26 protein-coding genes are annotated in these 24169 nt (G+C 61.2%); 8 read left to right on the forward strand and 18 right to left on the reverse strand.

The window, feature by feature from the left end; genetic code table 11:
* Positions 1-146 precede the first annotated feature (146 nt).
* From L8K08_RS06925 to L8K08_RS06945, 5 genes are all read right to left on the reverse strand, one after another.
* Positions 147-437, reverse strand: coding sequence for a DUF3144 domain-containing protein (locus L8K08_RS06925; protein WP_119742530.1), 291 nt, complete (start codon positions 435-437; stop codon positions 147-149).
* Between the two features lie 93 nt (positions 438-530).
* Positions 531-1103: an ATP phosphoribosyltransferase regulatory subunit gene (locus L8K08_RS06930; RefSeq protein ID WP_145158599.1), complete on the reverse strand. Its 573-nt coding sequence runs from the start codon at positions 1101-1103 to the stop codon at positions 531-533.
* Positions 1104-1368: 265 nt separating this feature from the next.
* Positions 1369-2592, reverse strand: coding sequence for a DUF1444 family protein (locus L8K08_RS06935; protein ID WP_242195300.1), 1224 nt, complete (start codon positions 2590-2592; stop codon positions 1369-1371).
* 101 nt (positions 2593-2693) lie between these two features.
* Positions 2694-3389 carry a tRNA (adenine(22)-N(1))-methyltransferase TrmK gene (locus tag L8K08_RS06940; protein ID WP_242195303.1) on the reverse strand — a complete coding sequence of 232 codons (696 nt, stop codon included), beginning with the start codon at positions 3387-3389 and terminating at the stop codon, positions 2694-2696.
* A 24-nt stretch (positions 3390-3413) separates the two neighbouring features.
* On the reverse strand, positions 3414-4124 hold the full coding sequence (locus tag L8K08_RS06945; RefSeq protein ID WP_242195306.1) for a FadR/GntR family transcriptional regulator: 711 nt from the start codon (positions 4122-4124) through the stop codon (positions 3414-3416).
* 348 nt (positions 4125-4472) lie between these two features.
* Between L8K08_RS06945 and L8K08_RS06950 the strand changes: the two genes are divergently transcribed.
* Together L8K08_RS06950 and gudD are read left to right on the forward strand one after the other, a co-directional pair.
* Positions 4473-5834, forward strand: coding sequence for an MFS transporter (locus L8K08_RS06950; protein ID WP_242195309.1), 1362 nt, complete (start codon positions 4473-4475; stop codon positions 5832-5834).
* A 19-nt stretch (positions 5835-5853) separates the two neighbouring features.
* The gene (gene gudD, locus L8K08_RS06955; RefSeq protein ID WP_242195312.1) at positions 5854-7179 is read left to right on the forward strand and encodes a glucarate dehydratase; all 1326 of its coding nucleotides are present in this window, start codon (positions 5854-5856) and stop codon (positions 7177-7179) included.
* A 41-nt stretch (positions 7180-7220) separates the two neighbouring features.
* Here the strand turns inward: gudD and L8K08_RS06960 are convergent, their stop codons facing one another.
* The 3 genes from L8K08_RS06960 to L8K08_RS06970 all read right to left on the reverse strand — a co-directional run bounded on the left by L8K08_RS06960 (position 7221) and on the right by L8K08_RS06970 (position 8967).
* Positions 7221-7601, reverse strand: coding sequence for an addiction module antidote protein (locus L8K08_RS06960; RefSeq protein WP_242195316.1), 381 nt, complete (start codon positions 7599-7601; stop codon positions 7221-7223).
* A 1-nt stretch (position 7602) separates the two neighbouring features.
* A complete protein-coding gene (locus tag L8K08_RS06965) occupies positions 7603-7905 on the reverse strand; it encodes a type II toxin-antitoxin system RelE/ParE family toxin (RefSeq protein ID WP_242195319.1) in 303 nt (100 codons plus the stop codon).
* Positions 7906-8043: 138 nt separating this feature from the next.
* The gene (locus tag L8K08_RS06970) at positions 8044-8967 is read right to left on the reverse strand and encodes an ABC transporter substrate-binding protein (protein WP_242195322.1); all 924 of its coding nucleotides are present in this window, start codon (positions 8965-8967) and stop codon (positions 8044-8046) included.
* A 273-nt stretch (positions 8968-9240) separates the two neighbouring features.
* Between L8K08_RS06970 and L8K08_RS06975 the strand changes: the two genes are divergently transcribed.
* A complete protein-coding gene (locus L8K08_RS06975; protein ID WP_242195327.1) occupies positions 9241-10479 on the forward strand; it encodes an acyl-CoA dehydrogenase family protein in 1239 nt (412 codons plus the stop codon).
* Between the two features lie 139 nt (positions 10480-10618).
* Here L8K08_RS06975 and argE read toward each other — a convergent pair whose 3' ends face one another.
* The 7 genes from argE to L8K08_RS07010 form a co-directional block, all read right to left on the reverse strand.
* Entirely contained in the window at positions 10619-11770 is a 1152-nt protein-coding gene (argE, locus tag L8K08_RS06980) for an acetylornithine deacetylase (RefSeq protein ID WP_242195329.1), read from the reverse strand.
* Positions 11767-12444, reverse strand: coding sequence for a DUF1028 domain-containing protein (locus L8K08_RS06985; protein WP_242195332.1), 678 nt, complete (start codon positions 12442-12444; stop codon positions 11767-11769). Before L8K08_RS06985 ends, argE begins: the two co-directional genes overlap by 4 nt.
* Before the next feature lie 9 nt (positions 12445-12453).
* Entirely contained in the window at positions 12454-13185 is a 732-nt protein-coding gene (locus L8K08_RS06990) for a class II aldolase and adducin N-terminal domain-containing protein (protein ID WP_145158619.1), read from the reverse strand.
* 50 nt (positions 13186-13235) lie between these two features.
* Positions 13236-14066, reverse strand: a complete 831-nt coding sequence (locus L8K08_RS06995; RefSeq protein WP_242195335.1) for an ABC transporter substrate-binding protein — start codon at positions 14064-14066, stop codon at positions 13236-13238.
* Positions 14067-14094: 28 nt separating this feature from the next.
* Complete coding sequence (locus L8K08_RS07000; protein ID WP_242195337.1) at positions 14095-14967, reverse strand: phytanoyl-CoA dioxygenase family protein; 873 nt, start codon at positions 14965-14967, stop codon at positions 14095-14097.
* Positions 14968-14995: 28 nt separating this feature from the next.
* Positions 14996-16513 carry an amino acid ABC transporter permease/ATP-binding protein gene (locus L8K08_RS07005; protein WP_242195340.1) on the reverse strand — a complete coding sequence of 506 codons (1518 nt, stop codon included), beginning with the start codon at positions 16511-16513 and terminating at the stop codon, positions 14996-14998.
* A gap of 322 nt (positions 16514-16835) precedes the next feature.
* The gene (locus L8K08_RS07010; protein WP_145158627.1) at positions 16836-17810 is read right to left on the reverse strand and encodes a LysR family transcriptional regulator; all 975 of its coding nucleotides are present in this window, start codon (positions 17808-17810) and stop codon (positions 16836-16838) included.
* A gap of 183 nt (positions 17811-17993) precedes the next feature.
* Here L8K08_RS07010 and L8K08_RS07015 point away from each other — a divergent pair, with 183 nt between their 5' ends.
* From L8K08_RS07015 to L8K08_RS07035, 5 genes are all read left to right on the forward strand, one after another.
* Positions 17994-18416, forward strand: coding sequence for a RidA family protein (locus L8K08_RS07015; protein ID WP_010567220.1), 423 nt, complete (start codon positions 17994-17996; stop codon positions 18414-18416).
* Positions 18413-19393 (forward strand): NAD(P)H-quinone oxidoreductase, encoded by a 981-nt coding sequence (locus L8K08_RS07020; protein WP_242195343.1) that lies wholly within the window; start codon positions 18413-18415, stop codon positions 19391-19393. The genes L8K08_RS07015 and L8K08_RS07020 overlap by 4 nt, the downstream gene beginning before the upstream one ends.
* Before the next feature lie 14 nt (positions 19394-19407).
* Positions 19408-19851: a type II 3-dehydroquinate dehydratase gene (locus tag L8K08_RS07025; protein WP_242195346.1), complete on the forward strand. Its 444-nt coding sequence runs from the start codon at positions 19408-19410 to the stop codon at positions 19849-19851.
* A gap of 336 nt (positions 19852-20187) precedes the next feature.
* The gene (locus L8K08_RS07030) at positions 20188-21438 is read left to right on the forward strand and encodes an NAD(P)/FAD-dependent oxidoreductase (protein ID WP_242195348.1); all 1251 of its coding nucleotides are present in this window, start codon (positions 20188-20190) and stop codon (positions 21436-21438) included.
* Positions 21439-21765: 327 nt separating this feature from the next.
* Positions 21766-22095 carry a DUF6124 family protein gene (locus tag L8K08_RS07035; RefSeq protein ID WP_242195351.1) on the forward strand — a complete coding sequence of 110 codons (330 nt, stop codon included), beginning with the start codon at positions 21766-21768 and terminating at the stop codon, positions 22093-22095.
* Positions 22096-22281: 186 nt separating this feature from the next.
* Here the strand turns inward: L8K08_RS07035 and L8K08_RS07040 are convergent, their stop codons facing one another.
* The 3 genes from L8K08_RS07040 to msrA form a co-directional block, all read right to left on the reverse strand.
* On the reverse strand, positions 22282-22806 hold the full coding sequence (locus tag L8K08_RS07040; RefSeq protein WP_242195354.1) for a GNAT family N-acetyltransferase: 525 nt from the start codon (positions 22804-22806) through the stop codon (positions 22282-22284).
* Positions 22807-22899: 93 nt separating this feature from the next.
* A complete protein-coding gene (locus L8K08_RS07045) occupies positions 22900-23385 on the reverse strand; it encodes a GNAT family N-acetyltransferase (RefSeq protein WP_242195357.1) in 486 nt (161 codons plus the stop codon).
* Between the two features lie 94 nt (positions 23386-23479).
* Entirely contained in the window at positions 23480-23986 is a 507-nt protein-coding gene (gene msrA, locus L8K08_RS07050; RefSeq protein WP_242195359.1) for a peptide-methionine (S)-S-oxide reductase MsrA, read from the reverse strand.
* Positions 23987-24169 lie beyond the last annotated feature (183 nt).

Consider the following 24169-nt stretch of genomic DNA (forward strand, 5'->3'; position numbering starts at 1 on the left):
GAGAGGCTGGCGTGCCCTGGAGTGCCCTCGGCACTGACCTGCCCGACCTAGCGTGCAAGGACATCTGAAGCCGCCATGGACATCCAACGGCTACTGAAGAAAAGACAACTCAACGTACAAGAGCAAGTGGAATCGGTGCCGGCGAGCTATTTGACCAACATGTACTGACTGAAATTATTGATGTGATCATCCAGATTGTCCTCAAGCATCATCCGGTACTGGTCACAGAAATACTTCAGCATCGCTTCCCGCGCCTCGGCCATTTCGGCGCCGGACTTGAAGTTGCGTGCACTGGCCCAGGCATTGAAGCGCGTGGTGCCGAACATCATCGAGGCGCTGACCTCGCCGAGGTTTTCACAGGTTTTGAGTTGTTCGTTCGACAGTTCGATGTGTGCGTCGGCACGGTCGTAGAAGGCTTGGTCGGTGGTGTCGGCCATGGCGGGGTTCCCGGGTGAGCAAATGATGGCGGCTATTGGAGCATATCCAGCGGCCGGATAGGAGACGCCTCCGGGTGGAGGCGTCCTTGCACGTCACGCCAACGCAAGCACCAGACGCTCAAGCCCGATGCCGAACCCGGCACCTTCGCGGTATGCGCCGCCGCCCACCACTTGTTGCTGAGCCCCCAACGCGGGGCAACGCACCTCGAAGCCATTGCCTTGCAGGTAGTAACTCAACCCGCGTTTGACGGCCAGGTTAAGCTCATAGTCAAGGCCCAGCGTGTCGAGAAAACCGGTGCACAGCGCTTGGCTGCGCTGCAACGCCAGCGCGGGCTCAGGGCTGAGAATTTCCAGCCCCAACTGAGTGAACTCCCGGTAGCGCCCAGCTTGCGGCCGCTCATACCGGTAACACCGCGCCACGTAGAAAAACATCGCCTCCTCGCGCGTGCCAAGCAATTGCGTGTTGCGTTCCTGGAACAGCGCCGTGGCTTCCGGGATCAGGCAACACTGACGTCCCGCCTTGTCATCGAAGGCCCACATCTGCCCGATGATTTCACTGCCGCCGGCTTTTTCGATAAACGTGTCCTGGCCCCACAGGGCCGGCACGATGGCTTCTTCAGCGCCCGCGTCGATGAAGATAGCTCCGAAAACGCGCCTCGATCTCACGCATCGTCGCGGCTTCTTTACCAGTCACTATTCGGGTACCACGTAGCATTGTCATCCTTTGAATCTCCCTTTTTACAAGCAATAAAAAAGGCGCCGTGGGCGCCTTGGGTGGTGGTTCATTGAGTGATCAGAGGTTCTGGTCAGTCAGTGAGCGCAAGCAACCGCGGCACCTTGGGCAAGGTCCGTGGGGGTGATGGCGGTTGCTTTGCGAAAATTCAGTCATGGGCGATCCTTGCACAGGTGGGTGAGGCGTGACAAGCCGGCGTTAAACCAGCGGCGTCAGCTGACTCAATTGCGCAGGCGTCGGAAAACCCAGCGTGCGATAGCGCGCCGGGTACAGGCTCGCCGGCGCCAGCAGGTCACCCACCTTGGCCTCAAGCTCAGCCCATTCGACCACCTGGGTCTGGGCGGTGCCATCGGGCTGGATCTGCACCAGCGCCACGCGGTCGGTCTTGGGCAGCAGGGTGTCGACGGTTTCTGTCCAGCTACAGATCGAGAAGGTCTTGCCGTGACTGTCCTTCAACTCGAATAACGTGTAGGTCGCGACAAACACGTCGATCTTCTGCTCATCGTGCAGGGTGTCGAGCTGCTCTTTCTGCGCGTGGTAGTTGCCCTGCAGCAGCATGTGTTCCAGGCTCGCCATGCGAGCCTTGAGCGCTTCATCCTGACTGATGAAAGGCACGATCCGTTGATCGTCATAGGTGTAGACCTGGCTGGACACCGCACGCCCGCTTTCCATGGCCTTGAAGCTGACCTCGACCATGTGCCGAATGCCCTCTTCATCCTTGTCACCGGTCACCATCAGGATGTCGCGGGTCGGGATCATGAACACAGGGCGGCCCTTGATGGCCGCACGCTGCAGGACATCCGGCAGCAGCACGCGGCTGGTGTCATAGCCGTCATTCCAGCGGCCGAGGTAGAGGCCGGGCACAATTTCGTCAAACGCGTCCTGGGTCGCTTCACGCAGATTGCTCACCGCCACCGCCAATGCCTCGTCCAGGCTCACGCCCCACTGTGGATCAGGCCCCTCAGTCAGGGTGGACGTGGTCTCGGGGTAGTCCACCGCCAGCAGGGTCACGCAGTCGGTGCCCAGCGCTTTGTGAACGGCGGTGTAAGGCGCATCCCAGCCCTTGTTGCGTACGTGATAAAGGCGCACTTCTTCGAGCATCGCCAGGTTACGAATCACCGGCCGCAACAGCGGCCTGACGCCTTCGAAGGTGGGCGGGGCTGGCTTTTTGTAGCCGAGCAATGTCGATACATACCCTTTCAATACGTCAGATTTGTGCGCTTTTTCGGCGTTCTGATAGTCATTGAACGCGTTATGCAGGTTGAAGTAGCTAACGTCGCCATGTTTGAGGCGGAACTCTTTGGGCACGTACTCAAGAGGCTCGCTGAAACCCGCTTCGCGAGCCGCCTTGATGACTTTCTCGGCGAATGCGTCTTGGGTCAGCGGGCGATTGAACAGTTTGTCGAGCAGGGAACCGAACATGCGCAGCGTCCTCCATGGGTGCGAGCCGTCCATCATGGGCGGCGCAAGAGACCGGGTAAAGCGCCGGTCTGGGATGTGTGACCCTGTTCACTGTTGCCAGTTCAAGCCAGCAGTTGGGTGATCCAGCGCGCCTGCTGTTCAATCTCCTGCACCTTGTGCTGGGGCACCGTCTGCCGGGCCTGCTCGAAGCTGGCCAGGGTCTTGTGCTTCTGACGCAACATGCGTTGCCACTTGCCCAGGAACTCCGGGCTGCGCGCTTGCATTTGCAGCGGGCCGAAGTACAGCTGTTGCGCCGTGTAGATCAGCGGCTCAGCGCGTTCGGCGACGATGATTTCGTAGTAAAACCGGTTCTCCTGCAACAGCTCCTCGCGCACGATCTGGTAGCCGTTATCCATCAGCCATTGGCGCAAGGGTTGTTCGCCGCCATTGGGTTGCAGGATCAGGCGCTCCTGGCCGCTCAGGTGCGCCCTGCCGCTGTCGAGGATGTCGCGGATGGTTTCGCCACCCATGCCGCACAGGGTGATCGCGGTGATTGCGTCCGCCGGTTCAATGGCCGCCAAACCATCAGCCAGCCGTACGCTGATGTGCTGCTGCAGGGCGTTGTCGCGTACCGTACGTTCGGCCGCGTGAAAAGGCGTGGCCGCCACTTCCCCCGCCACCGCCGCCGCGATCACGCCGCGACGCATCAAGGCTACCGGCAGGTAGCCGTGGTCCGAGCCAATATCGGCCAGGCGCGCACCCGCCGGCACGTTTGCCGCCACGCGCTCCAGGCGCATGGACAATGTGTGTTCGTTCAACGGTTGTTCCTTATCAGCACGACATTACACACCCGAAAACCGATCCCGGCTGTTGGTCAGGTGCAGCACCATGGCCGCGCGCGCGGCGTCCGGGTCCTGGCGCTTGATGGCATTGAAGATCGCTTCGTGCTCCAGGTTTGCCAACTGACCGAGCTTGGCAAAATCGGCGCCGCCGCGCTCGGCGCCCTTGACCTGGGTGCGCGGGATCATCGCATTGCCCAGGTGCAGCATGATTTCAGTGAAGAAGGTATTGCCGGTGGCCTCGGCGATCAGTTGGTGAAAGCGCTTGTCCTCCTCCACGCAACTGTCGTTGTTGGCCAGCGAAGCCTGGTAGTCATCCAGCGCTTCGCGCATGCGCACGAGTTGCTCGTCACTTCTGCGCACAGCGGCCAGCGCCACCGCTTGCACCTCCAGGCCCAGGCGCAGCTCGAGCATATTGCGCACGCTGGCGACGGTGTCCACATGCAGGCGCAAGCCCTGTTGCGCCTGCTGCTCCAGTACAAAGGTGCCGATGCCGTGGCGGGTCTCTACCAGGCCTGAGGCCTGCAACTTGGAAATGGCTTCGCGCACCACCGTGCGACTCACCCCATGCTCAAGCACGATGGTGGATTCGGACGGCAATTTTTCACCGGGCTTGAGCTGGCCGAGCAGGATGCGCTGGGTCAGCGCATCAACCACGCCTTGGGCCAGGTTATTGGAACGTCTACGGACCAGGGTTCCGTTTTCAATGGGCATCGCTAGGGTCCACGGGGTTGGGCTGGACGGAGCTTAACACCCCGCCTGGCGGCGACGCTGAGTTGATTCAAAAAATGCCATACTTGTATGACAACCAAACTTTATAGCGCTTAACCCAAAGCGCGTCAGTGTCGCTTAGCGGGTCACGCTTACACCTCCCCGACACACGCGAAACGATATAAAAACCCAGTAAAGCTGGGCAAATAACCAAAATACCTATTCCACCGCTGCGCTTATAAGAACAAATACACCCCACGCCGCATTGCGAAAAAAAGAAATGCACTTGTATGATGTCTATCAACAAGACACACAAACCCGCATAAAAATAAATCAGGGGAGTTTTGAATTGTGACCAATTCAAACCATGTATCTGCCGCTTCACCCAGCGACTCAGTACTCACGCGCGCCGTGAGCAAAGTGAAGGGCCATGTGCTCCCACTGTTCGTGATCATGTTCATCCTCAACTACATCGACCGGGTCAATATCGGCTTCGTGCGCACGCACATGGAGCATGACCTGGGCATCGGCGCGGCCGCCTATGGCCTGGGCGCCGGGCTGTTCTTTATTGGCTATGCGCTGTTTGAAGTGCCCTCCAACATGCTGCTGCAAAAGGTCGGTGCGCGGATCTGGCTGACGCGCATCATGTTCACCTGGGGCATCGTTGCCACGCTAATGGCGTTCATCCAGAACGAAACACAGTTCTACATCCTGCGCTTTCTACTGGGCGTGGCCGAAGCCGGGTTTTTCCCTGGGGTGATCTACTACTTCACTCGCTGGTTGCCGGGTGTGGAGCGCGGTAAGGCCATCGCAATCTTCCTCAGCGGTTCGGCGGTCGCTTCGCTGATTTCCGGCCCCTTGTCGGGCGCACTGTTGCAAATCGAAGGCTTCGGCTTTCACGGCTGGCAATGGATGTTCGCCATCGAAGGCCTGGCGTCCGTGGCGCTGGGGTTCTTCGTGTGGTTCTGGCTGGACTCCAAGCCCCACGACGCCAAATGGCTGACCCGCGAAGAGCAGGACACACTGGTCGGCGCCATCGACCAGGAACAACGTGAGCGGGAAGCGCTGACCACGGTCAAACCGACCATCGGCAAACTGCTCAAGGACCGCCAGATCCTGCTGTTCTGCGCCCTGTACTTCTGTATCCAGCTGACGATCTACGCGGCGACCTTCTGGCTGCCGAGCATCATCAAAAAAATGGGTGACCTGAGCGACATACAGGTCGGGTTCTTCAACTCGATCCCGTGGCTGATCTCGATCATCGCCATGTACGCCTTCGCCTCGCTGTCGGGCAAGTTCAAGTTCCAGCAAGCCTGGGTCGCCGCCGCGCTGTTGATTGCCGCTGCGGGCATGTTCATGTCCACCACCGGCGGGCCAATCTTTGCCTTTGTGGCGATCTGCTTCGCGGCGATCGGGTTCAAGTCCGCCTCGTCGCTGTTCTGGCCGATTCCCCAAGGCTATCTGGATGTGCGCATCGCCGCGGCCGTGATCGCGTTGATCAACTCCATCGGCAACCTGGGCGGTTTCGTGGCCCCGACCACGTTTGGTTTTCTGGAACAAACCACCGGCTCGATCCAGGGCGGCCTCTACGGCCTGGCCGGCACCTCAGTGCTTGCCGCGATCCTGGTGTTTTTCGCCAAGACGTCGCCCTCGCCCGTACTGACCTCTGCCAGCGCTGCGCCAACCGGCGCCGCCATCAGCAAACCTCTTTAAGCTTACTTAGGACATTGCCATGAACACTCCCGTAGTCACCCATTTGCAAGTTATCCCGGTGGCAGGCCACGACAGCATGCTGCTCAATCTGAGCGGCGCCCACGGGCCATTCTTTACCCGCAATATCGTGATTATCAAAGACAGCGCCGGCAACACGGGCGTCGGCGAGGTGCCCGGTGGCGAGCGCATCCGTGAAACCCTGGAAGATGCGCGCAGCCTGGTGGTCGGCCAGCCAATTGGCCAATACCAACGCGTCCTTAACCAGATGCGCAGCACCTTTGCCGCTCGCGACGCCGCCGGCCGCGGCCTGCAGACCTTTGACCTGCGCATCACCATTCACGCCGTCACCGCCATGGAAGCGGCGCTGCTCGACCTGTTGGGCCAGTTCCTGGAAGTGCCGGTGGCGGCGCTGCTGGGTGAAGGACAGCAACGTGATGCGGTAAAAATGCTCGGCTACCTGTTTTATGTCGGCGACCGCACGACCACCTCTCTGGCCTACCGCAACGAGGCGGACGCCGATGATGATTGGTTCCGCCTGCGTCATGAGCAAGCCATGACCGCCGAGTCGGTGGTGCGCCTGGCCGAAGCCGCCAAGGCCAAATACGGCTTCAACGACTTCAAGCTCAAAGGCGGCGTCCTGAGTGGCGATGAAGAAATCGAAGCCGTCACCGCCCTGGCCGAACGCTTTCCCGATGCGCGCATCACCCTTGACCCCAACGGCGCGTGGTCACTCAAAGAAGCCATCCGCCTGTGCCGCGACCAACACCACGTGCTCGCCTACGCCGAAGACCCCTGCGGCGCAGAAAACGGCTACTCGGGTCGCGAAGTCATGGCTGAATTCCGCCGTGCCACCGGGCTTAAAACCGCGACCAACATGATCGCCACCGACTGGCGCGAAATGGGCCACGCGATCCAGCTGCAATCAGTCGACATCCCGCTGGCCGACCCGCACTTCTGGACGATGCAAGGCTCGGTGCGTGTGGCGCAGATGTGCAATGAATGGGGCCTGACCTGGGGTTCGCATTCCAACAACCACTTCGATATTTCCCTGGCGATGTTTACCCAAGTGGCCGCCGCCGCACCGGGAGACATCACCGCCATCGACACCCACTGGATCTGGCAGGACGGCCAGCACCTGACCAAGGCGCCACTGAAAATCGAAGGCGGCTACGTCAAAGTGCCCACCCAGCCTGGCTTGGGCGTGGAGATCGACATGGATGCAGTGGCCAAGGCCCACGAGCTGTACAAAGGCATGGGCCTTGGGGCGCGGGATGACAGCGTGGCGATGCAGTTCTTGATTCCGGGCTGGCGCTTCAACAACAAGCAGCCGTGCCTGGTGCGCTGAGCCTCAGCGCAAAACAGGTCAATGTGGACGCCGTTAAGCCATCAGGGCTTACCGGCGACCACCGGCTTAGCGCTTGTCGCCTGATTGAGCGCAATCGGCTGCACAGTCAGCTCAACGCCTAACGCCAGCATCAGCTTGTGGATCGTTTCATAGCGGGTCTTCGAGCCGCCCTTCAGGGTTTTATACAAACTCTCGCGGTTGACCCCGGCCGCCTCAGCCACCTTGTTCACGCCCTGGGCTTTGGCAACCTCGGCAAGCGCCTTCATGAACACCTGCGGGTCTTGCGACTTCATGCTTTGCGCCAGATAAGCACTGATAACTTGTGGGCTGTCGAGAAAGCGCGACGCCTCATAAACCTGGGTGCCGGACGTATCAAGATCGAGGATCGGCATGTCCTCGGGTTTGAATTTCGATTCACTCATTTCATTGACCTCTCAGGGCATCGAGTATCTCTTTTGCCCGTTTGATTCCCCGCTTCTGATCGGTTTTATCGCTGCCCCATAACATCAGGTAAGCGGTGATCCCCGTCCTTACAAAATAAATCCTGTAACCAGGCCCGACGAAAACACGCATTTCACTCAGGCCTTCGCCGACTGGCTCGCAGTCGCCAAAATTGTTGTCTTCGGCGCGGTCCAAGCGCGTCAGAACAGCCGTTTTCCCCCAGATATCCTTCATACCGTCGAGCCATGTATCGAACTCCGGCGTCCTGCCGATCAAGTTAGTCACAGATTCACATGTAGCCTACTGGCTACTCCTTGCCGATGCTAGTTAATTTTTTGTTCCGGCGCGATCCGGAACAAAAAACCTAGCTCAGCCCACGCATAATCAGACTGTCGATACTGTTAGCGCTTATGTCCTTTATGTTTAAAGCGCCCGATCGAACAGCGGCGTCACGTCATAGCGCTGCTTCAGCATCTGCGCATCCACCAGGAAATCCGCCGTGGCCTGCGCCTCGCTGACTATCGTCGGCGAAATCGGCAGCACCTTGATTGCGTCACGCTTGAACCACACCTTGGCGATCTGCGGCGCAGACTGGTTGGCTTTCGACCAGGCCTCGGCGTACTCGTCGACATGGCTGTTGCTCCACACACGAGCGCGGGTAAGGCGTGCGACAAAGTCTTTGATGATTGCGCCTTTCTGCGCCAGCGCCGGCTCATACGCAACGATGTAGGTCGGCGCGCTCATCAAGCCCTTGGCGTTGCGAATCAGGCTGCTGCCCTCTTTCTCCTGCAGCGACACGCAGGGTTCCCAGGTGCCGAACGCGTCGATGTCGCCCTGGGTCAACGCCAGACTGGCCTCGGCCGGCAGCAGGTATTTGAAAGTCACGCTGTTGCGCGGCACGCCGGCTTCGTCGAGGGCTTTGTAGGCCAGTTGCTGGCTCCACGAACCGTTCCAGATTGCGATGGTTTTGCCTTTCAGATCGGCCACCGACTGGATGCCTTTGCGCGCCACGATGCCGACGCCGTCAAGGCTGGTCTGGGTGCTGGCGACCACTTTCACCGGCGCGCCATTGGCCGCCAGGCTGATCACCGGCGTGTCACCTACAATCCCCACGTCCAGCGCGCCGCTGGCAACCGCCGAGGCCACACGGGAGCCGGTATTGAAGCGCTTGAAGTCGATCTTGTAGGGCAAGTCCTTCAACTCGCCTGACAGCTCCAGAACAATGCGGTTGGAGAAAAACTGATCGCCCACGGTGAGCGTCAGGGGCTCTGCCGCCTCGACGGAGGGACCGTGCAGCGTAAGAACGGCCAGGCCGAGCAGGGCAAGCAAGTGTCGACGATTGATCATGAACGCACTCCACACACGTGAGGGCTGACTCAACCATCTGTGGGCGTGCAGTCTGGTGATGAGAAAAGGGATTGGAAGGTCGCCAAGTACGGCGCCAGTAGAAGCTAACGCAATAAAATCACGGGGTTTAATACTGTTGCGCACTATCGATAGAACCGCCGCACAGCTTGATAGCTATTTTCCGTATTAAAAACTTTGCGAACCGTGGGTTAGGGTGACGGCACCAGACCACTGGACCCCAGCACCTGAGCCACTTTCTGCAAGGTCCATTGCATGTCGATTTCTGCGTTGAATATTTGGGGCGCTGCGCCCTCCTCCCGTTACGAACAACTGGCTGCACCGTTTCGCCCGCTCTTTGCGCAGATCCTTGCGCAAGCCGCAGAGGCCGATCAGACACGCGCCAGCCTGGCGATTGTTATCCGCCAACTCAACGAACTGGGACTGCCCCGCTGGCGCTTGCCCGTGAGCCACGGTGGCCAGGGCGCGACCTTTGCCGAACTGCTTGCGTTGCTCACCGAACTGTCCGCCGCCGACTCCAACATTACCCAGGCCCTGCGCGGGCATTTTGGTTTTTGCGAGGACGTCCTCTGTGCCAAAGACCTCGACTGGCGCGCCAAATGGCTGGACCGGCTCGGCCAGGGCGCGCTGCTCTCTCCCGGCAGCACCGAAGTCGGCAACCAGACCCGCGGCGACTTCGAAACCCGTCTGCACCGCGATGCCGACGGCACCCTGCGCATCAGCGGCAGAAAGTTCTACACCACCGGCGCGCTCTACAGCGACCTGATCAACACCGTCGCCACGGGTGAGGACGGCACGGTGTATTCCGTCGTCGTCGACCTCAAGGCCCCCGGCGTGCACATCGTCGATGACTGGAATGGTTTCGGCCAACGCCTCACCGCCAGCGGCACCTGTATTTTCGAGAATGCCCCGGTGGAGGACGACCTGCGCCCTACCCACCAACGCTTCGGCTACGGCCAGTCGTTCTACCAGATCTACCACCTCAGCACCCTCGCCGGCATTGCTCGCCGTGCGGCGCTGAGCGGTGCACAAGAACTCAGCCAGCGCGCCAGGACCTTCACCACCGGCAACGCCGACACCGCAGCGCAAGACGTGCAGTTGCTGCAAGTCATCGGCGAAGTCGCCAGCCAGGCCTACGCCGCGCACGCCATCACCCAGCAAGCGGCGCAGCGCCTGGAGCAGACAGCGCAGTCTGTGATCGCCCACAAGCAAGTGCTGCACGACGATGACCCACACGTGGCATTGGCGGAGCTGGAAGTGTGCCTGGCAGTCAACCCGGTAGTGGATGCCACACTTGCGGCGACCACCGCACTGTTTGACGCGCTGGGCGCCAGCGCCACGGCCAGCAACAAAGCGCTGGACCGGCTGTGGCGCAATGCGCGCACGTTGGCGAACCATAACCCGCGCGTGTACAAGTCGCGGATTGTGGGCAATTACCTGGTGAATGGCTTGCTGCCACCGGCGCAGTGGCGCGTGGGGGTGGCCAAAGCCTGATCAAACAACACAGAGCAAATGTGGGAACTGGCTTGTGTGGGAGCTGGCTTGCCTGCGATGGCATCACCTCGGTTTAACGGCAAGACCGGGGGCGCCTGCATCGCGGGCAAGCCCGCTCCCACATTGGATAGGGGGGTTCTTACTGGCTCACAAACGCCACCACCCGCGCCAGCATCCGGTCACACGCCGCCAATTGTTCCAGGCTGATGAACTCGTCGGGCTTGTGGCCCTGCTCCATGCTTCCAGGCCCGCACACCACGGTGGGGATGCCTGCCTGGTCAAACAGCCCGCCCTCAGTCCCGAAAGCCACAGTGCCGTAGTCGCGCGAGCCGCAGAATTGCGCAACCCACTCAGCCGCCTGGCTCTCCAGCGACGTCGCCAGGCCCGGGTAGCTGGATAACTCGCTGAAGCTGATCGCGCACTGCGCGCTCACTGCCTGCATTGCCGGCAGCAACGTGTGTTCGGCGTAGCCGCGTAACTGGTCCGCAACCTGCCAGGGGTTCTGGGTCGGCAACGAGCGCACTTCAAAGTCAAAACTGCAATCCTGCGGCACGATGTTCAACGCCTTCCCGCCGCTTATCACACCGGTTTGCACGGTGGAAAATGGCGGGTCAAATCGCGCATCAAGGTGCTGCTCAGCCTTGAGCGTTTCACCGAGTCGCACCAGCTCACTGATCAACCGCGCAGCGTATTCGATGGCGTTTACGCCGGACGGCGCATAGGCCGAATGGCACGCCGCGCCATGGATTTGGCAGCGCATGCCCAGCTTGCCCTTGTGGCCCAGCACCGGCTTGAGCTCGGTGGGCTCGCCAATCACGCACAGCAGCGGCTTGACCGGTTGCGCGTGAAACCTTTCGATCAGCGAGCGCACGCCGAGGCAGCCGACCTCTTCGTCATAGGACAGCGCGATATGCACCGGCATGCGCAGCGGCGCCTGCACCAGTGCCGGCACGCAGGCCAACACACAGGCGATGTAGCCCTTCATGTCCGCCGTGCCACGCCCGTACAACTTGCCGTCTTTTTCCGTCAGGTCAAACGGCGCCACCGTCCAGCGCTGACCGTCCACCGGCACCACATCGGTGTGCCCGGACAACACAATCCCCGGCACGCCGGCCGGGCCAAGGGTTGCCAGCAGATTGGCCTTGCTCTTTTGCGCGTTGAACACCAACTCGCAGGCCACGCCGTGGCCTTGCAAATACGTGCGCACAAAGTCGATCAAGGCCAGGTTGGATTCACGGCTGGTGGTGTCGAAACGCACCAGTTGCGCCAGCAGGTCGCGGCTGTTGCTCATCGGTCATCTCCCGGTACCGCATAGCCCGGTGCCTGGTGTGGGTTGATGGCGCGATCAATGTAGTCCTGCAGTTGGCTGCGATAGGCCTGCCACAATTGGTCGAGGGCGCCGATCGGATCGTCATCGGCCCAGTCCACGCGCAAATTGACGATGGGCCACAGCAGGTCATCGACCACCACAAGGGCGGCTGAATGCACCGGGCCGGCTTCACCGCCTTTGGCCTGGCCCGCCTGCATCGCGGCAAGCAATCGGTCGGCCAGGTGCCCGGAGGCGTTTTCGAACGCCCGCACCATGGCCTCGATCACGCCGGGATGGGCGAGCATATTCCCCGCCGCCACGCATTGCTCACCACTCAACGCCGCATGAATGCCAAGGGTCTGCGCGCCGCTGAAATGCGCCGTGCGGCCTTTGTTATCGATCACCGTTACCTGGCGATACTGGCTGTGATCCTGGCCGGCCAGCACCCTTTCCAGCGCCTCACTCGGCGCCAGGCCCTGCCCTAGCCTATCCAGGATATGCGGCCCCAAACTCGGCAAGGTGATGTTCTGCGACGCCACCGCGCCCACGCCGGGTCGCAGCCATGGGCAACGGGCGCCAACGGCAATGCTTGAAGAGCTGATCGCAATGCCCAACTGGCCGGTTTCGGCACAGCGAGCGACAACGGAAAACGTCATAAAAAGCCCTCAGTCGAGCACCGAAGGGTCGGCGTCGATCATCAACTGCTTCATTTCTTCAAAGTGCTGCCGCGAAAAGTCCGCGATACCTTCCCAGCCGCGTGCGGTTTTCTCAGCCACGTCATCCGACAACACCCGCAACGGCTGCCCGGTGGACCACGCCGTCACCAGGATCTGGCAGGCACGCTCCAGGGTCCAGATATCGTCAAAGGCCTCACCAATGGACGCAGCCGTGACCATCACCCCATGGTTGCCCATCAGCAGGCGGCTCTTGCCGTCGAGCAGCGCGGCCAGGCGCGCGCCTTCGGCTTCGGTGTCAGCCATGCCGCCGTACAGTTCGTCCACGGCCACGCGGTTGAAATAGCGCGCGGTGTTCTGGTCAATCGCCGGAATGTGCGGTTTGGCCAGGCACGCCACCGCCGTGGTGTAGACCGGGTGCAAGTGCAGCACGGCGCGGGTTTGCGGCAGCAGTCGGTGGATCTGCCCGTGGATCGACCAGGCGGTGGCGTCCACATGCGGGTGGTCGGCGCAGGCCGGGTCGTCGGCGTTCAACAGCAACAGGTCGCTGGCGCGAATGCGCGAAAAATGCTTCCACTTCGGGTTAAGCAAAAACTGTTTGCCGTCGGCCGATACCGCCGCGCTGAAATGGTTGGCCACCGCCTCGTGCATGCCCAAGTGGGCAATGATGCGGAAGGTTGCCGCCAGGTCGATGCGCGCCTGTTCTTCAAGGGATAACGCCATGTATCTGTCTCCGCAAGGCGCGACCGCAAGGCTGCGGCCGCGCAATAGGCTTACTTGGGCATCAACGCGGCGATGTCGGCATCGGTCGGCGCTTCAAAGTTGTACTTCTTGAGCAAGGCCGCGTATTGCGGGGTCGCGCGGTACTTTTGCAGCCCGTCGAGCAGGGCTTTTTTCACCTCGTCGTTGCCCTTTTTCACGCCGAAGCCGTTGAGAACCGGGTAGATCAGCGTGTCGGACGAAATCACCACGCGGCTGCCGAGCTTGTCGACCACACCCCGCGCCACGGCGGCATCGGTGATCTGCGCTTCAACGGCGTGGGCCAGCAAGGCCTGGGTGGTTTGCGGGTCGGTGCTGTATTCACTGATCGCAATCGGTTTCAAGCCCTTGGCCACGCAGTACTCATCCGACAGTTTGTGCATCTGCGCCAGCCAGGACGTGGCGCCCATGGAGCCGATCTTGTGGCCGCAGAACTCTTCCGGTTTCTTGGGTTGGAACGCACTGTCCTTGAGGGTCAGGATCGACTCACCGCTTTTCAGGTAAGGGATCATGTCGATGACTTTGACCCGCTCCGCCGTGATGTACATCGACGAGTTGGTCACATCGAACCGCCCGGCCTGCAGGCCGGTGATCAGGTTGGGGAAGCGCGTGTCGAGGGTTTCGACCTTGCGCCCCATGACCTTGCCCAGGCCGTCCATGAACTCGATATCAAAGCCTGCCGGCGTGTTGTTATCCATGTACTCGTACGGGAAGAAGGTCACGTCGGAACCGGCGATGATCTTGCCTTCCTGCTGGAACGCCGAAGCCGCCAACGAGGTCAGTGCAACCGCGGCGCCCAACAGGCACACGGCAAGAGGGCGAAGACTTTTTTGAGACGCTGTCATGGTCATTACCTGCAAGGGTTTTAGGGGGTTAGGCAGTCGCGGAGTCTTGGCCGGCCTGTTGCACAAAGAACGATGCGCCACGGGGTTTCTGCGGCAAGCGCAGGTGGTTGTCGGTGGAACGCACCAAGCCACTTTCTTCACCGGCCACCAGCAGGCCGGCGTGTGCACTGGGCAGCGGGTTTTCGCCGAATGGCAGCGCGTCTTCAGCGGCGTAGACGCTGATGAACAGGGTGCGCGGCAGTTCGGTCTCGTTAGGGCTGGAAGCATGTAGAAGGCGCGTGTGCATAAAGCACACGGAACCGGCCGGGCCGTAGCAGGCGACCGGTTGCTGGCAATGTTCTTGAACCACGGCATCGTCCACCGAGCCGGTAAAACGCTGGTTCTGCCAGTGCGACCACAACGGGCCTTTGTGGCTGCCGGGGATCACATTCAGTGGGCCGTTTTGCGGGGTCACTTCGCTGACCATCAGCAAGGCAGTGACGATGTCGTCGTTGCTGTGCGGCGTGAACAGAAAGTCCTGGTGCCACTTCACCTGCGTCGCGGTGTGCGGCAGTTTGGAGTTGATCTTGCTGTGGTGAAAACGTGCGCCGCCAGCGCCCACCAACTGCGCGGAAATCGCCGCCATCCGCGAGTGCAGTGCCACGCGCTCATACGCCGGGGAAATCTCGGTGGGCGAACTTACCCGGCGCAACGACGGGTGATCGGCGCGATGATCGCCTTCCAGGTCGAAGCGCGCGCGGCCATCCACGGTGGCACCCCAGCCCTGGTCGTGGCTGCGGCTCTCTTCCACCCACTGGTCGAAGTCGTGTTGCAACGCGGCCACTTCGTCCAGCGACAACACGCCCTCCACCACCAGGAAGCCGTCGCGCTGGAATTGTTCGATTTGAGCTTGCTCGATCATTTTGTGTGAGTCCTGAACATTAACGAGATCACGCCAGCGAGACGTCCTTGAGGAACGCCTCCACGCGTGGGTTGTGGCCGCTGCGCAGGGCCTGGGGCGTGTCTTCGCAGACCACGCGGCCCTTTTCCATGAACACGATGCGGTCGGAAACCTTGAAGGCGAAGTTCATCTCGTGGGTGACGATCACCATGGTGATGCCCTCCCCGGCCAGGGCTTCGATGACCTGCAGCACTTCGTTGACTTTCTCGGGGTCGAGCGCCGAGGTGGGCTCGTCGAACAGCATGATCTGCGGGCGCATCATCAAGGCGCGGGCAATGGCCACACGTTGCTGCTGGCCGCCGGACAACTGGTGCGGGTACTTCCAGGCGTGGTCGAGCATGCCGACCTTGTGCAGCAGCGCGTAGGCCTGTTGCTTGAGTTCATCGGTGCGCCCCAGGCGATGGTATTTCGGCGCCATCAGCAGGTTGTCGAGCACGCTCAAGTGCGGGAACAGGTTGAAGCTCTGGAACACCATGCCGATGTTCAGGCGGTGCTCGGCGTGCTCAATAAATTGAGGTTTCTGCGCGCCGACTTTGTGCAAGTGAATGAACGGCAGGCCGTTGATATGAATCTCGCCGTTGTCCAGTTGCTCCAGGCCGTTGAGCAGGCGGATCAGCGTGGTTTTACCCGACCCGGACGGCCCGATCACCGACACCACCTCACCCGGCTGCACCTGCAGGTTGACCGAGCCCAGCACTTCAATGTCGTTGTAAGCCTTATGCAAGCGGGCGGCTTGCAGCGCGGCGACGCCAGTGTTGGCCGGGCGCTCCGGCGCCGTGCGTTGTTGGGTGGCCAATGCCAGCACCGCCGCATCCGGCACGCGAGACACGTTGCGCTGGTTGACGTCGAGAAAGCGCTCCAGGCGTTTGAGCAGGAAGTCGAACACGGTGACGATAAACACGTAGAAAAACGCCACCGCCGCCATGGTTTCAATCACCAGGAAGTTCTGCGAATACAGGCGCTGGCCGACCATCAAAATCTCGGTCAGCGAGATCACCGACACCAGCGAGGTGAGCTTGACGATGGAGATGTACTCGTTGGCCAGCGACGGCAACGCCACGCGCAACGCCTGGGGGATCACCACGCGCCACTGGGTGCCAAAGAACTTTAAGCCCAACGCCCGCGCCGCTTCGCCCTGCCCTTTGGGAATCGAGAGCAAACCACCACGGTGGATTTCGGCCACGTACGCCGTCTCGCAGATCACCAACGCCAGCAGGCCGGACCAGAACGGGTCGGCCAGCACGGCCGAGGTGCCGGGCAGCGCCTGGGGCAGGTTGTAGATAAAGATCAGCAGCACCAGCAGCGGCAGGCTGCGGAACAACCAGATATAGCCTCGGGCCGGGACGCTGAGCAGCCCATGTTTGGATTGTTTGGCCAGCGCCAGCAGAAAGCCCAGGGCAATACTCAGGACCCAGGTCAGGGTGCTGAGCTTGATTACCGTCCACGTCGCCCGCCAGAACTCGGGATCGGCGAGCAAACCAAACATGTAGTGCCAGTCGAATGTCATCGTCGCGGTGCCTTGCTGAAAAGAAATTGATCTGCATCGATGGGATGAGAGTCGTGGGGACGGGGGTGCAGGGTCAATTCGTAAAACCCGGCCCACTGGGTAGGCAGAACCTATGCAACCCAAAAACACCAAAACTCCACTGTGGGAGCTGGCTTGCCTGCGATTGCGGTGCATCAGCTGGCACATCAGGCACAGACAGACCGCTTTCGCAGGCAAGCCAGCTCCCACATTTGATTGATTTTGTCCTTGAGGTCGCAGGGTCAGGCCAAAAGAGTGCACCGCCGAGCGAGTGGCGCAGCCCGCGCCACTTTCTGGTGCGATCTCAGCTCACACCACTCAAGACCCGCACCGCGTGCGGGTCAAAAAAGCTCGGCGGCGCCATACCGGGGATGTACTGGTCGGACACAAACATCCGGCAGCGCTCGGCGAACGCCGACACCACACGCGACAGCTGGGTGTTGCTCGCCGTGGCGTAGCCCAGCCGCATCGGCCGGTGCGAGCCCGCCAGGCGCAGGCGAATCACGCGTTTGCCATCCTGGGACACATTGGATTTGGGCCGCGCATTCGCGAAGGAATAGCCAATGCCGTTGCCGACCATCGCGCGCACCGTTTCGAGGTTGGTGGAGCGCATGATGATGTTGGGCGTGGTGCCCGCCTGCATGAACAGGCTGAGGAAATAGTCGCGGCTCCAGGGCGTGTCGAGCAGCACCACCGGATACGCTTCAAGGTCTTGCATGCTCACCGCCGGCAAGCTCGCCAGCGGGTGATACTCGCCGACCATCACATACGGCGGCAGGTGCGCCAGGGCTTGGAAGTCGATGTCGGGGCTGGTCACCAGGTCGTAGGTCAGGGCGATATCCAGCTCGCCGCTGCGCAGTTTTTCCAGCAATTCCTCGTGGTTGCCTTCGGCCTGGGTCAGCCGCACGCCGGGGAAGGCGCGGCCAAAACCAAACACCAGTTCGGGGGTGATCATCGGCGCCAGCGACTCCAGGCAACCCACCCGCAAAGGCCCGCGCACAGTGTTCAACGACTCCGAGGCGATGGTGTAGAGGTTGGTCATCTGCTCCAGAATCAGCTTGGCTTCCTGCATCACCTGGCGCCCCACCGCCGTGAGCGAAATGCCCTGGGCGTGATGGCGGATAAACAGCTGGATGCCCAGCTCCGCTTCCATATGGGTGATGGCGGCCGAGATCGACGGCGACGACACATGAATGCGTTCAGCCGCAGCACTGATGCTGCCCGCCTCTCCTGACGCCACGAAATACTCCAGTTGACGCTGAGTAATACGACTGAGCATTACGCCTGCCCCTCAACAATGACTGTACGCGGGGTGTTGCAGGGTTCGTGCCGGGTCAGGCGCGAACCGATGACCTGCACGGGCTTCGGTTTTTCCTAAGCACTACCGCGCACAAATGCTGGTTTCGCGAGTTCGGGGGCGATGTGAAGCTTGTTGTATCCCGCTTCCGATGAGTTGCCCGCCATGCCGACCCACACCCGCATCCGCATGTTCAACACCAAACAGACCTACCCCAACCAGGCGCTGGACAACGACTTGTGCCAAGCCGTGCGCGCCGGCAACACCATCTATGTGCGCGGCCAGATCGGCACCGATTTCGACGGCAACCTGGTCGGCCTCGGCGACCCGCGCGCGCAAGCCGAGCAGGCGATGAAAAACGTCAAGCAACTGCTTGAAGAGGCCGGCTCCGACCTGTCGCACATCGTCAAGACCACCACGTACCTGATCGACCCGCGTTACCGCGAGCCGGTGTATCAAGAGGTGGGCAAGTGGCTCAAAGGCGTGTTCCCGATCTCCACCGGGCTGGTGATTTCCGGCCTGGGCCAGCCGGAATGGCTGATGGAAATCGACGTGATCGCCGTTGTGCCGGATGACTGGACCGTATGAGGGCGGTGATTGCCCGTGAGCCGGGCGGGCCTGAGGTGCTGCACTGCGTAGAGCGCCCGGTGCCAACGCCCGAGGCAGGCGAGGTGTTGATTCGCGTGGCCGCCGCAGGCGTCAATCGCCCGGACCTGATGCAACGCAGCGGCGCACCGATTCCGCCTGGCGTCACCGACGTGCTCGGCCTGGAAGCGGCGGGCATTGTGGTCGCGACAGGCCCTGGCGTAGACGAGTTTGCCCCTGGCGACCGCGTGATGGCGCTGCTCAACGGCGGCGGCTACGCCGAGTACTGCGTGGCACAGGCGGCGCACTGCCTGCCGGTGCCGGCGGGGTTATCACTTCAGGATGCCGCAGGCGTGCCGGAAGCGGCGTTCACCGTGTGGCACAACCTGTTTGAACTGGGCCGCCTGCGCAGCGGCGACAGCGTGCTGATCCACGGCGCCGCCAGTGGCGTTGGCAGCTTTGCCGTGCAGTGCGCGCATGCCGCCGGGGCGCGGGTGATTGCCACCGCCGGCGGCGCGCAGAAAGTCGCGATGCTGCAAGCGCTTGGCGTGTGGCGCGCGGTGGATCGCCACGTTGAAGATTTCGTCGAGGTAGTGAACGACTGCACCGAAGGGCGCGGCGTGGACGTGGTGCTGGATAACATCGGCGGCCCTTATGTCGCGCGCAACCTCGCCGCCATGGCGATGGGCGGGCGGCATGTGAGTTTGTCCTTCCTGCAAGGCGCGAAAATCGAGCTGGATTTACAGGTCTTGATGCGTAAAAACCTCAGCCTCACCTCGTCCACTCTGCGCCCTAAAAGCCACGCCGAAAAAGCCCGTTTGGCGGTGTGCATTCGCTCGCGTTTTTTACCCTGGCTCGCCTCGGGCCTGGTACGCCCGCAGATCCACACGCAGCTGCCCCTGCTGCACGCCGCCGAGGCCCATCGCCTGCTGGAGGCCAACGCCAACGTCGGCAAAGTCGTGCTGACCGTCGCGCAATAACTGGAGCGCAAGCCATGCACCACCGCGTGTTTTTCCTCAATGGCCCTAACGCCAACCTATACGGGCTGGACAAAAACGGCACCTATGGCAGCGAAAGCTTCGCCAGTATCGAAGCACGCTGCCAACGCCACGCCGCTGAGCTGGGCCTGACCCTGGACTTTCGTCAGAGCAACCATGAAGGCGTGCTGGTGGACTGGATTCAAGAGGCGCGATCGAACGCTGACGCCATCGTGATCAATGCCGCCGGGCTCACCTACAGCTCGGTACCGATCCTCGACGCGCTGCTGGCCTTCGACGGCCCGATCATCGAAGCGCACATGAGCAACATCTGGAAGCGCGAGAGCTTTCGGCATCACTCTTACGTGTCCAAGGCGGCTACAGGCGTCATCGCAGGGCTTGGGGCGTTGGGTTATGAGCTGGCGCTTACGGCGGTGGCCACGTTGCTGAAAACCCAATGAACCGCCTCACCGCAGATCAACTGTGGCAGCTGTCGAGCTTTAGCGAGGCTGCGAAGGGATCACCGCAGTGCATCTGATTACCCGTGCACCTGCATCAAAAACTGGCAGACGCAGCCACCCGTCGAAAAAATCAGGCTGAAAAAGAGTGTATCCAGGGTGCATCAGTGATGCATCGATAATGACCCTGCTGGCGACTGCCCCATGGGGTTTGGATTTTCCTAACCTCTGCCTTCAAAAAGCATAATTTCGCTCCTTCCACTGCGTGATCACACTGAGGCTGTCGATGCTTGCGCGTCGCCCAAACCGACCGAGGTCGTTCACTTTTAGGAAACGCACATGTCAGTGGAAACAATCAACACCCTGGTAGTGGGCGCAGGCCAGGCCGGCGTCGCCATGAGCGAGCACCTTTCCCTGATGGGTGTGCCGCACCTGGTGCTGGAGCGCAGCCGCATCGCCGAACGCTGGCGCTCGGAGCGCTGGGACTCGCTGGTCGCCAACGGCCCGGCCTGGCATGACCGCTTTCCCGGGCTGAAATTCGAGGGCATTTCCCCCGAGGCCTTCCCGCCGAAAGAGCGCATGGCCGACTACTTCGAAGCCTACGTCGAGAAGTTACAGGCACCCGTGCGCACCGGCGTGGAAGTCCAGCGCGTGGAACGCCATGTGGGCCGCCCCGGCTTCAAAGTCACCACCTCCGCGGGCATCATCGAAGCCGCCAATGTGGTGGCCGCCACCGGCCCGTTCCAGCGCCCATCGATCCCCACCATCGTCCCGGCCACCGCGCCCGTGCACCAACTGCACTCTTCCACCTACAAAAACCCTGCGCAATTGCCCGAAGGCGCCGTGCTGGTGGTAGGCGCCGGCGCCTCCGGCTCGCAAATTGCCGAAGAGCTGCAAAAGGCCGGCAAAACCGTGTACCTCTCGGTGGGCGAACACTACCGCCCGCCCCGCGCGTACCGCGGCCGCGACTACTGCTGGTGGCTCGGCGCGCTGGGCCTGTGGGACGAAGTCAAAATTCAGCCGAAGAAAAAGCACGTGGCCTTTGCCGTCAGCGGCTACGAGGGCGGTAAGACCGTGGACTTCCGCCGCCTGGCGCACCAGGGCATCCACCTGGTCGGCGTCACGCGCGCGTGGAACGAGGGCGTGATGACCTTCGAACCGGGCCTGGCCGACAACGTGGCCGAAGGTGACCGCGCCTACTTTGATGTACTGCGCAACGCCGACGCCTACATCGAGGCCAACGGGTTGCCGTTCCCATTGGAGCCCGACGCCTGGAAATTGCTGCCCGACCCGGAATGCCTGGTTAACCCGACCCTCAGCCTGGACCTGGCCGAGGCCGGCGTGACCACCATCCTCTGGGCGACGGGCTTCAAGTTTGATTTCAGCTGGTTGAAGGTCGATGCGTTTGACGAAAAAGGCGAGCCGTTTCACAAGCGTGGGATTTCGGCGCAGAGCGGGATTTACTTCCTCGGCCTGCCCAATCTGGTGAACCGCGCGTCGTCGTTTATCTACGGGGTTTGGCACGACGCGAAGTACGTGGCCGACCATATTGTTTTGCAGAATGAGTACATGTCCTACACCAAGCCCTGAAACAGCAAAGTCCGAGGCGACAGCGCCTTGCTCCGTTGCCTACGCTTGCGTCAGAATCCGCCGGCTTGTGCGCTTGGGTGGGCGTCTCTAAGGTTGCTCGGTCGCTGAATACTCAGTGATCGGGTTTAGTAGCTCGGGGTTATTCCAGTCAGCGCACAAGCTTCATCTGTCGGACGGTCTAGTCCGTGCTCGATGGTGGCTGTGTGCAGGGCGTCCTCGGGCGCGCCGGCTTTCTTGGAATTCCCCGGTCTACTAACCTGCGCACAGCTGCCACCCCTTTGTTTAGTAGCTCAGAGGTGACGGCCCTAAAGTGGGAAATTCCAAGATATGTTCAAAGTCACACCCAACCCTCCGAACGAGCCGGACCTGAAGCTGAACCAGGCGGCGCATCGCGCGATTGATCGCTATCTCAATCCAGAAACTGACTCACCATCGCCGCCAGGCTTGTTCTGCGTTGCCGCCGACGCCAGCAACGAAACCCTGATCACCAACAGCTACGAAACCTTCTCCTCAGTGACCGCCTTGCTGCTTGACCTGTCGGAGGACCTGACCGGGAAACAGCGCGATGTGGCGCTGGCGATTCACCAGTTGAGTGAGCTGGGGGTTTTGTTGATGGACAGGCTGATGGAGCGGGAGGCTGCTGTAGCGGGTAGCTGAGCTTTCAACTGCATGACCCGAATAAACAACCGGGCTTACTCGCGAACATGTCGGGCCGGCAAATATTGATGTCGACTGACCCGCCGCTTTCGCGGGCAAGCCCGCTCCCACAGGGGGTTCTGCGCTTGACTGATCGGTAGTGGGGAACAGGCCACCGTTAAAGGCGTGGCCTGCCGCCTGTTCTGTCTAACGCAACCGAATACGCGGCAACCGATACCGCACCTCGACCAGCTGCACACCGCCCCTCTCAAGCGTGCGCTCACTGCCCGCCTCCTCAACGCAGCCTGCCCGGCGATAAAACCGGACAGCCCTTTCATTACGGGCCAACACCCACAGCGTTACCTGTTCAAACCCTTGCTCAGCCAAATACTGTAAGCCCGCGTTCCACAACGCCAGCCCGACGCCCGTGTGCCAGTGCTCAGCGACCACGTAGATGGCCATCACCTCGCCTACGTTCTGCGCAGCAGCATCCTCATCACGGCTGGCGCCGACGGACACCCAGCCGACTACCTGCTTGTTCACCTGCGCCACCCAGACTTTTGATTCGCCCGATTCAATCGAGGCCATCCAAAATGACTCGCGCCGGGCCAACGTCGAGCTCAACGCACCCAAGTAGTCGGCGGGCATCAGCTCGCGATAGGCGTCCTGCCAACTGCTGATGTGCACCTGGGCAATCGCCCTGGCGTCTGCGGGTGAGGCGTGACGAATCATCGAAGCGTTCCTTGTTCGGATATCAAGGGGTTAGCGTAAGCCGGCGTCGATGACGATTTTGCGATGCACAGCCCCTCGTGCCATCCATTCACACTACGGGCCAGTTACGCCGCGCGCCGTAAGGTGCTGACGGACGTAATAATTGTCGAATTCACTGCTTTCGACGAATTGGAAACCATGGCGGGTATAAAACCGGTTCGAGGCGCTTTCTTTGAGAGCACCCACTTTGATCGCCAGTGCAGCCGCGTCCGCTTCTTTGAAAATCTGAGCAAGCACCGCAGCACCTACCCCTGCCCCTTGCGCACTCGGCCTCACGTACAGGTGGTCGAGCACGAGTTGATCGGGGTCGTGCTTGACCACGACAAAGCCGACCCGATCTCCAGCGACCTCGATGTAACGGGTGTTGTGGGCTTCGAAGCCGCTGACAAAGCGCTCACGCGCCCGCACCGGATCAAACCGCCCGACACGCTCCAGGCTGTCGCGCATCGCCTCGATTCGAATGGCAACCAAATCGTCCACGTCGCTGGGTTGAGCGAGGACTAACCTGACGGGGGCGTTTTGATCGCGTGTGATGGGCATGACGTTGCACTCTATATAGGCGCAGGAGTAAGACCACGTTTATACGGTTTCCCGAAGCGTGGTCTACCTTGTTTTTTTCAAGCGCACCTCAGGCTCAGGCGCGCTTGGGCAACTTCCAGTTCGGCCGGATGAAGTGGCAGGTATAGCCATTGGGTATGCGCTCCAGATAATCCTGATGCTCCGGCTCCGCTTCCCAAAACGGCCCTGCGGGTTCTATCTCAGTCACCACACGGCCTGGCCAAAACTTGGAGGCATCCACGTCGGCAGCAGTGTCTTCGGCGATGTCGCGTTGCTGTTCACTCAGGTAATAAATCGCTGAACGATAGCTTGGCCCAAGGTCATTGCCCTGGCGGTTAGGCGTGCTGGGGTCGTGGATCTGGAAAAAGAACTCGAGAATCTGCCGGTACGTGATCACCGCAGGATCAAACACGATCTCAATCGCTTCAGCATGATTGCCGTGGTTGCGATAAGTGGCATTCGGCACATCGCCGCCGGTGTAGCCGACTCGCGTGCTGAGGACGCCGGGGTAGCGCCGCAACAGGTCCTGCATGCCCCAGAAGCAGCCGCCGGCGAGGATCGCGGTTTCGGTGTGGTTGGTCATGGTCTGCCCTTGTGCTGAATGAGTACCGGGATAGTTATGGGGCTGCGCTGGGCAATAGCAAGGGTGAACGTCGGGTCGCGCTCGCCTCACTCATAAAATTCCCGGCCAGCAAAATGGCCGCACAGCGCTGCGCAGCAGTGAGGCAATGGCTCATACACCCCTGCGCGCTGACATCCGCATGAC

The organism is Pseudomonas sp. TREG-RG-20F-10-E-6-01 (assembly GCF_022662455.1).
Taxonomy (GTDB): domain Bacteria; phylum Pseudomonadota; class Gammaproteobacteria; order Pseudomonadales; family Pseudomonadaceae; genus Aquipseudomonas.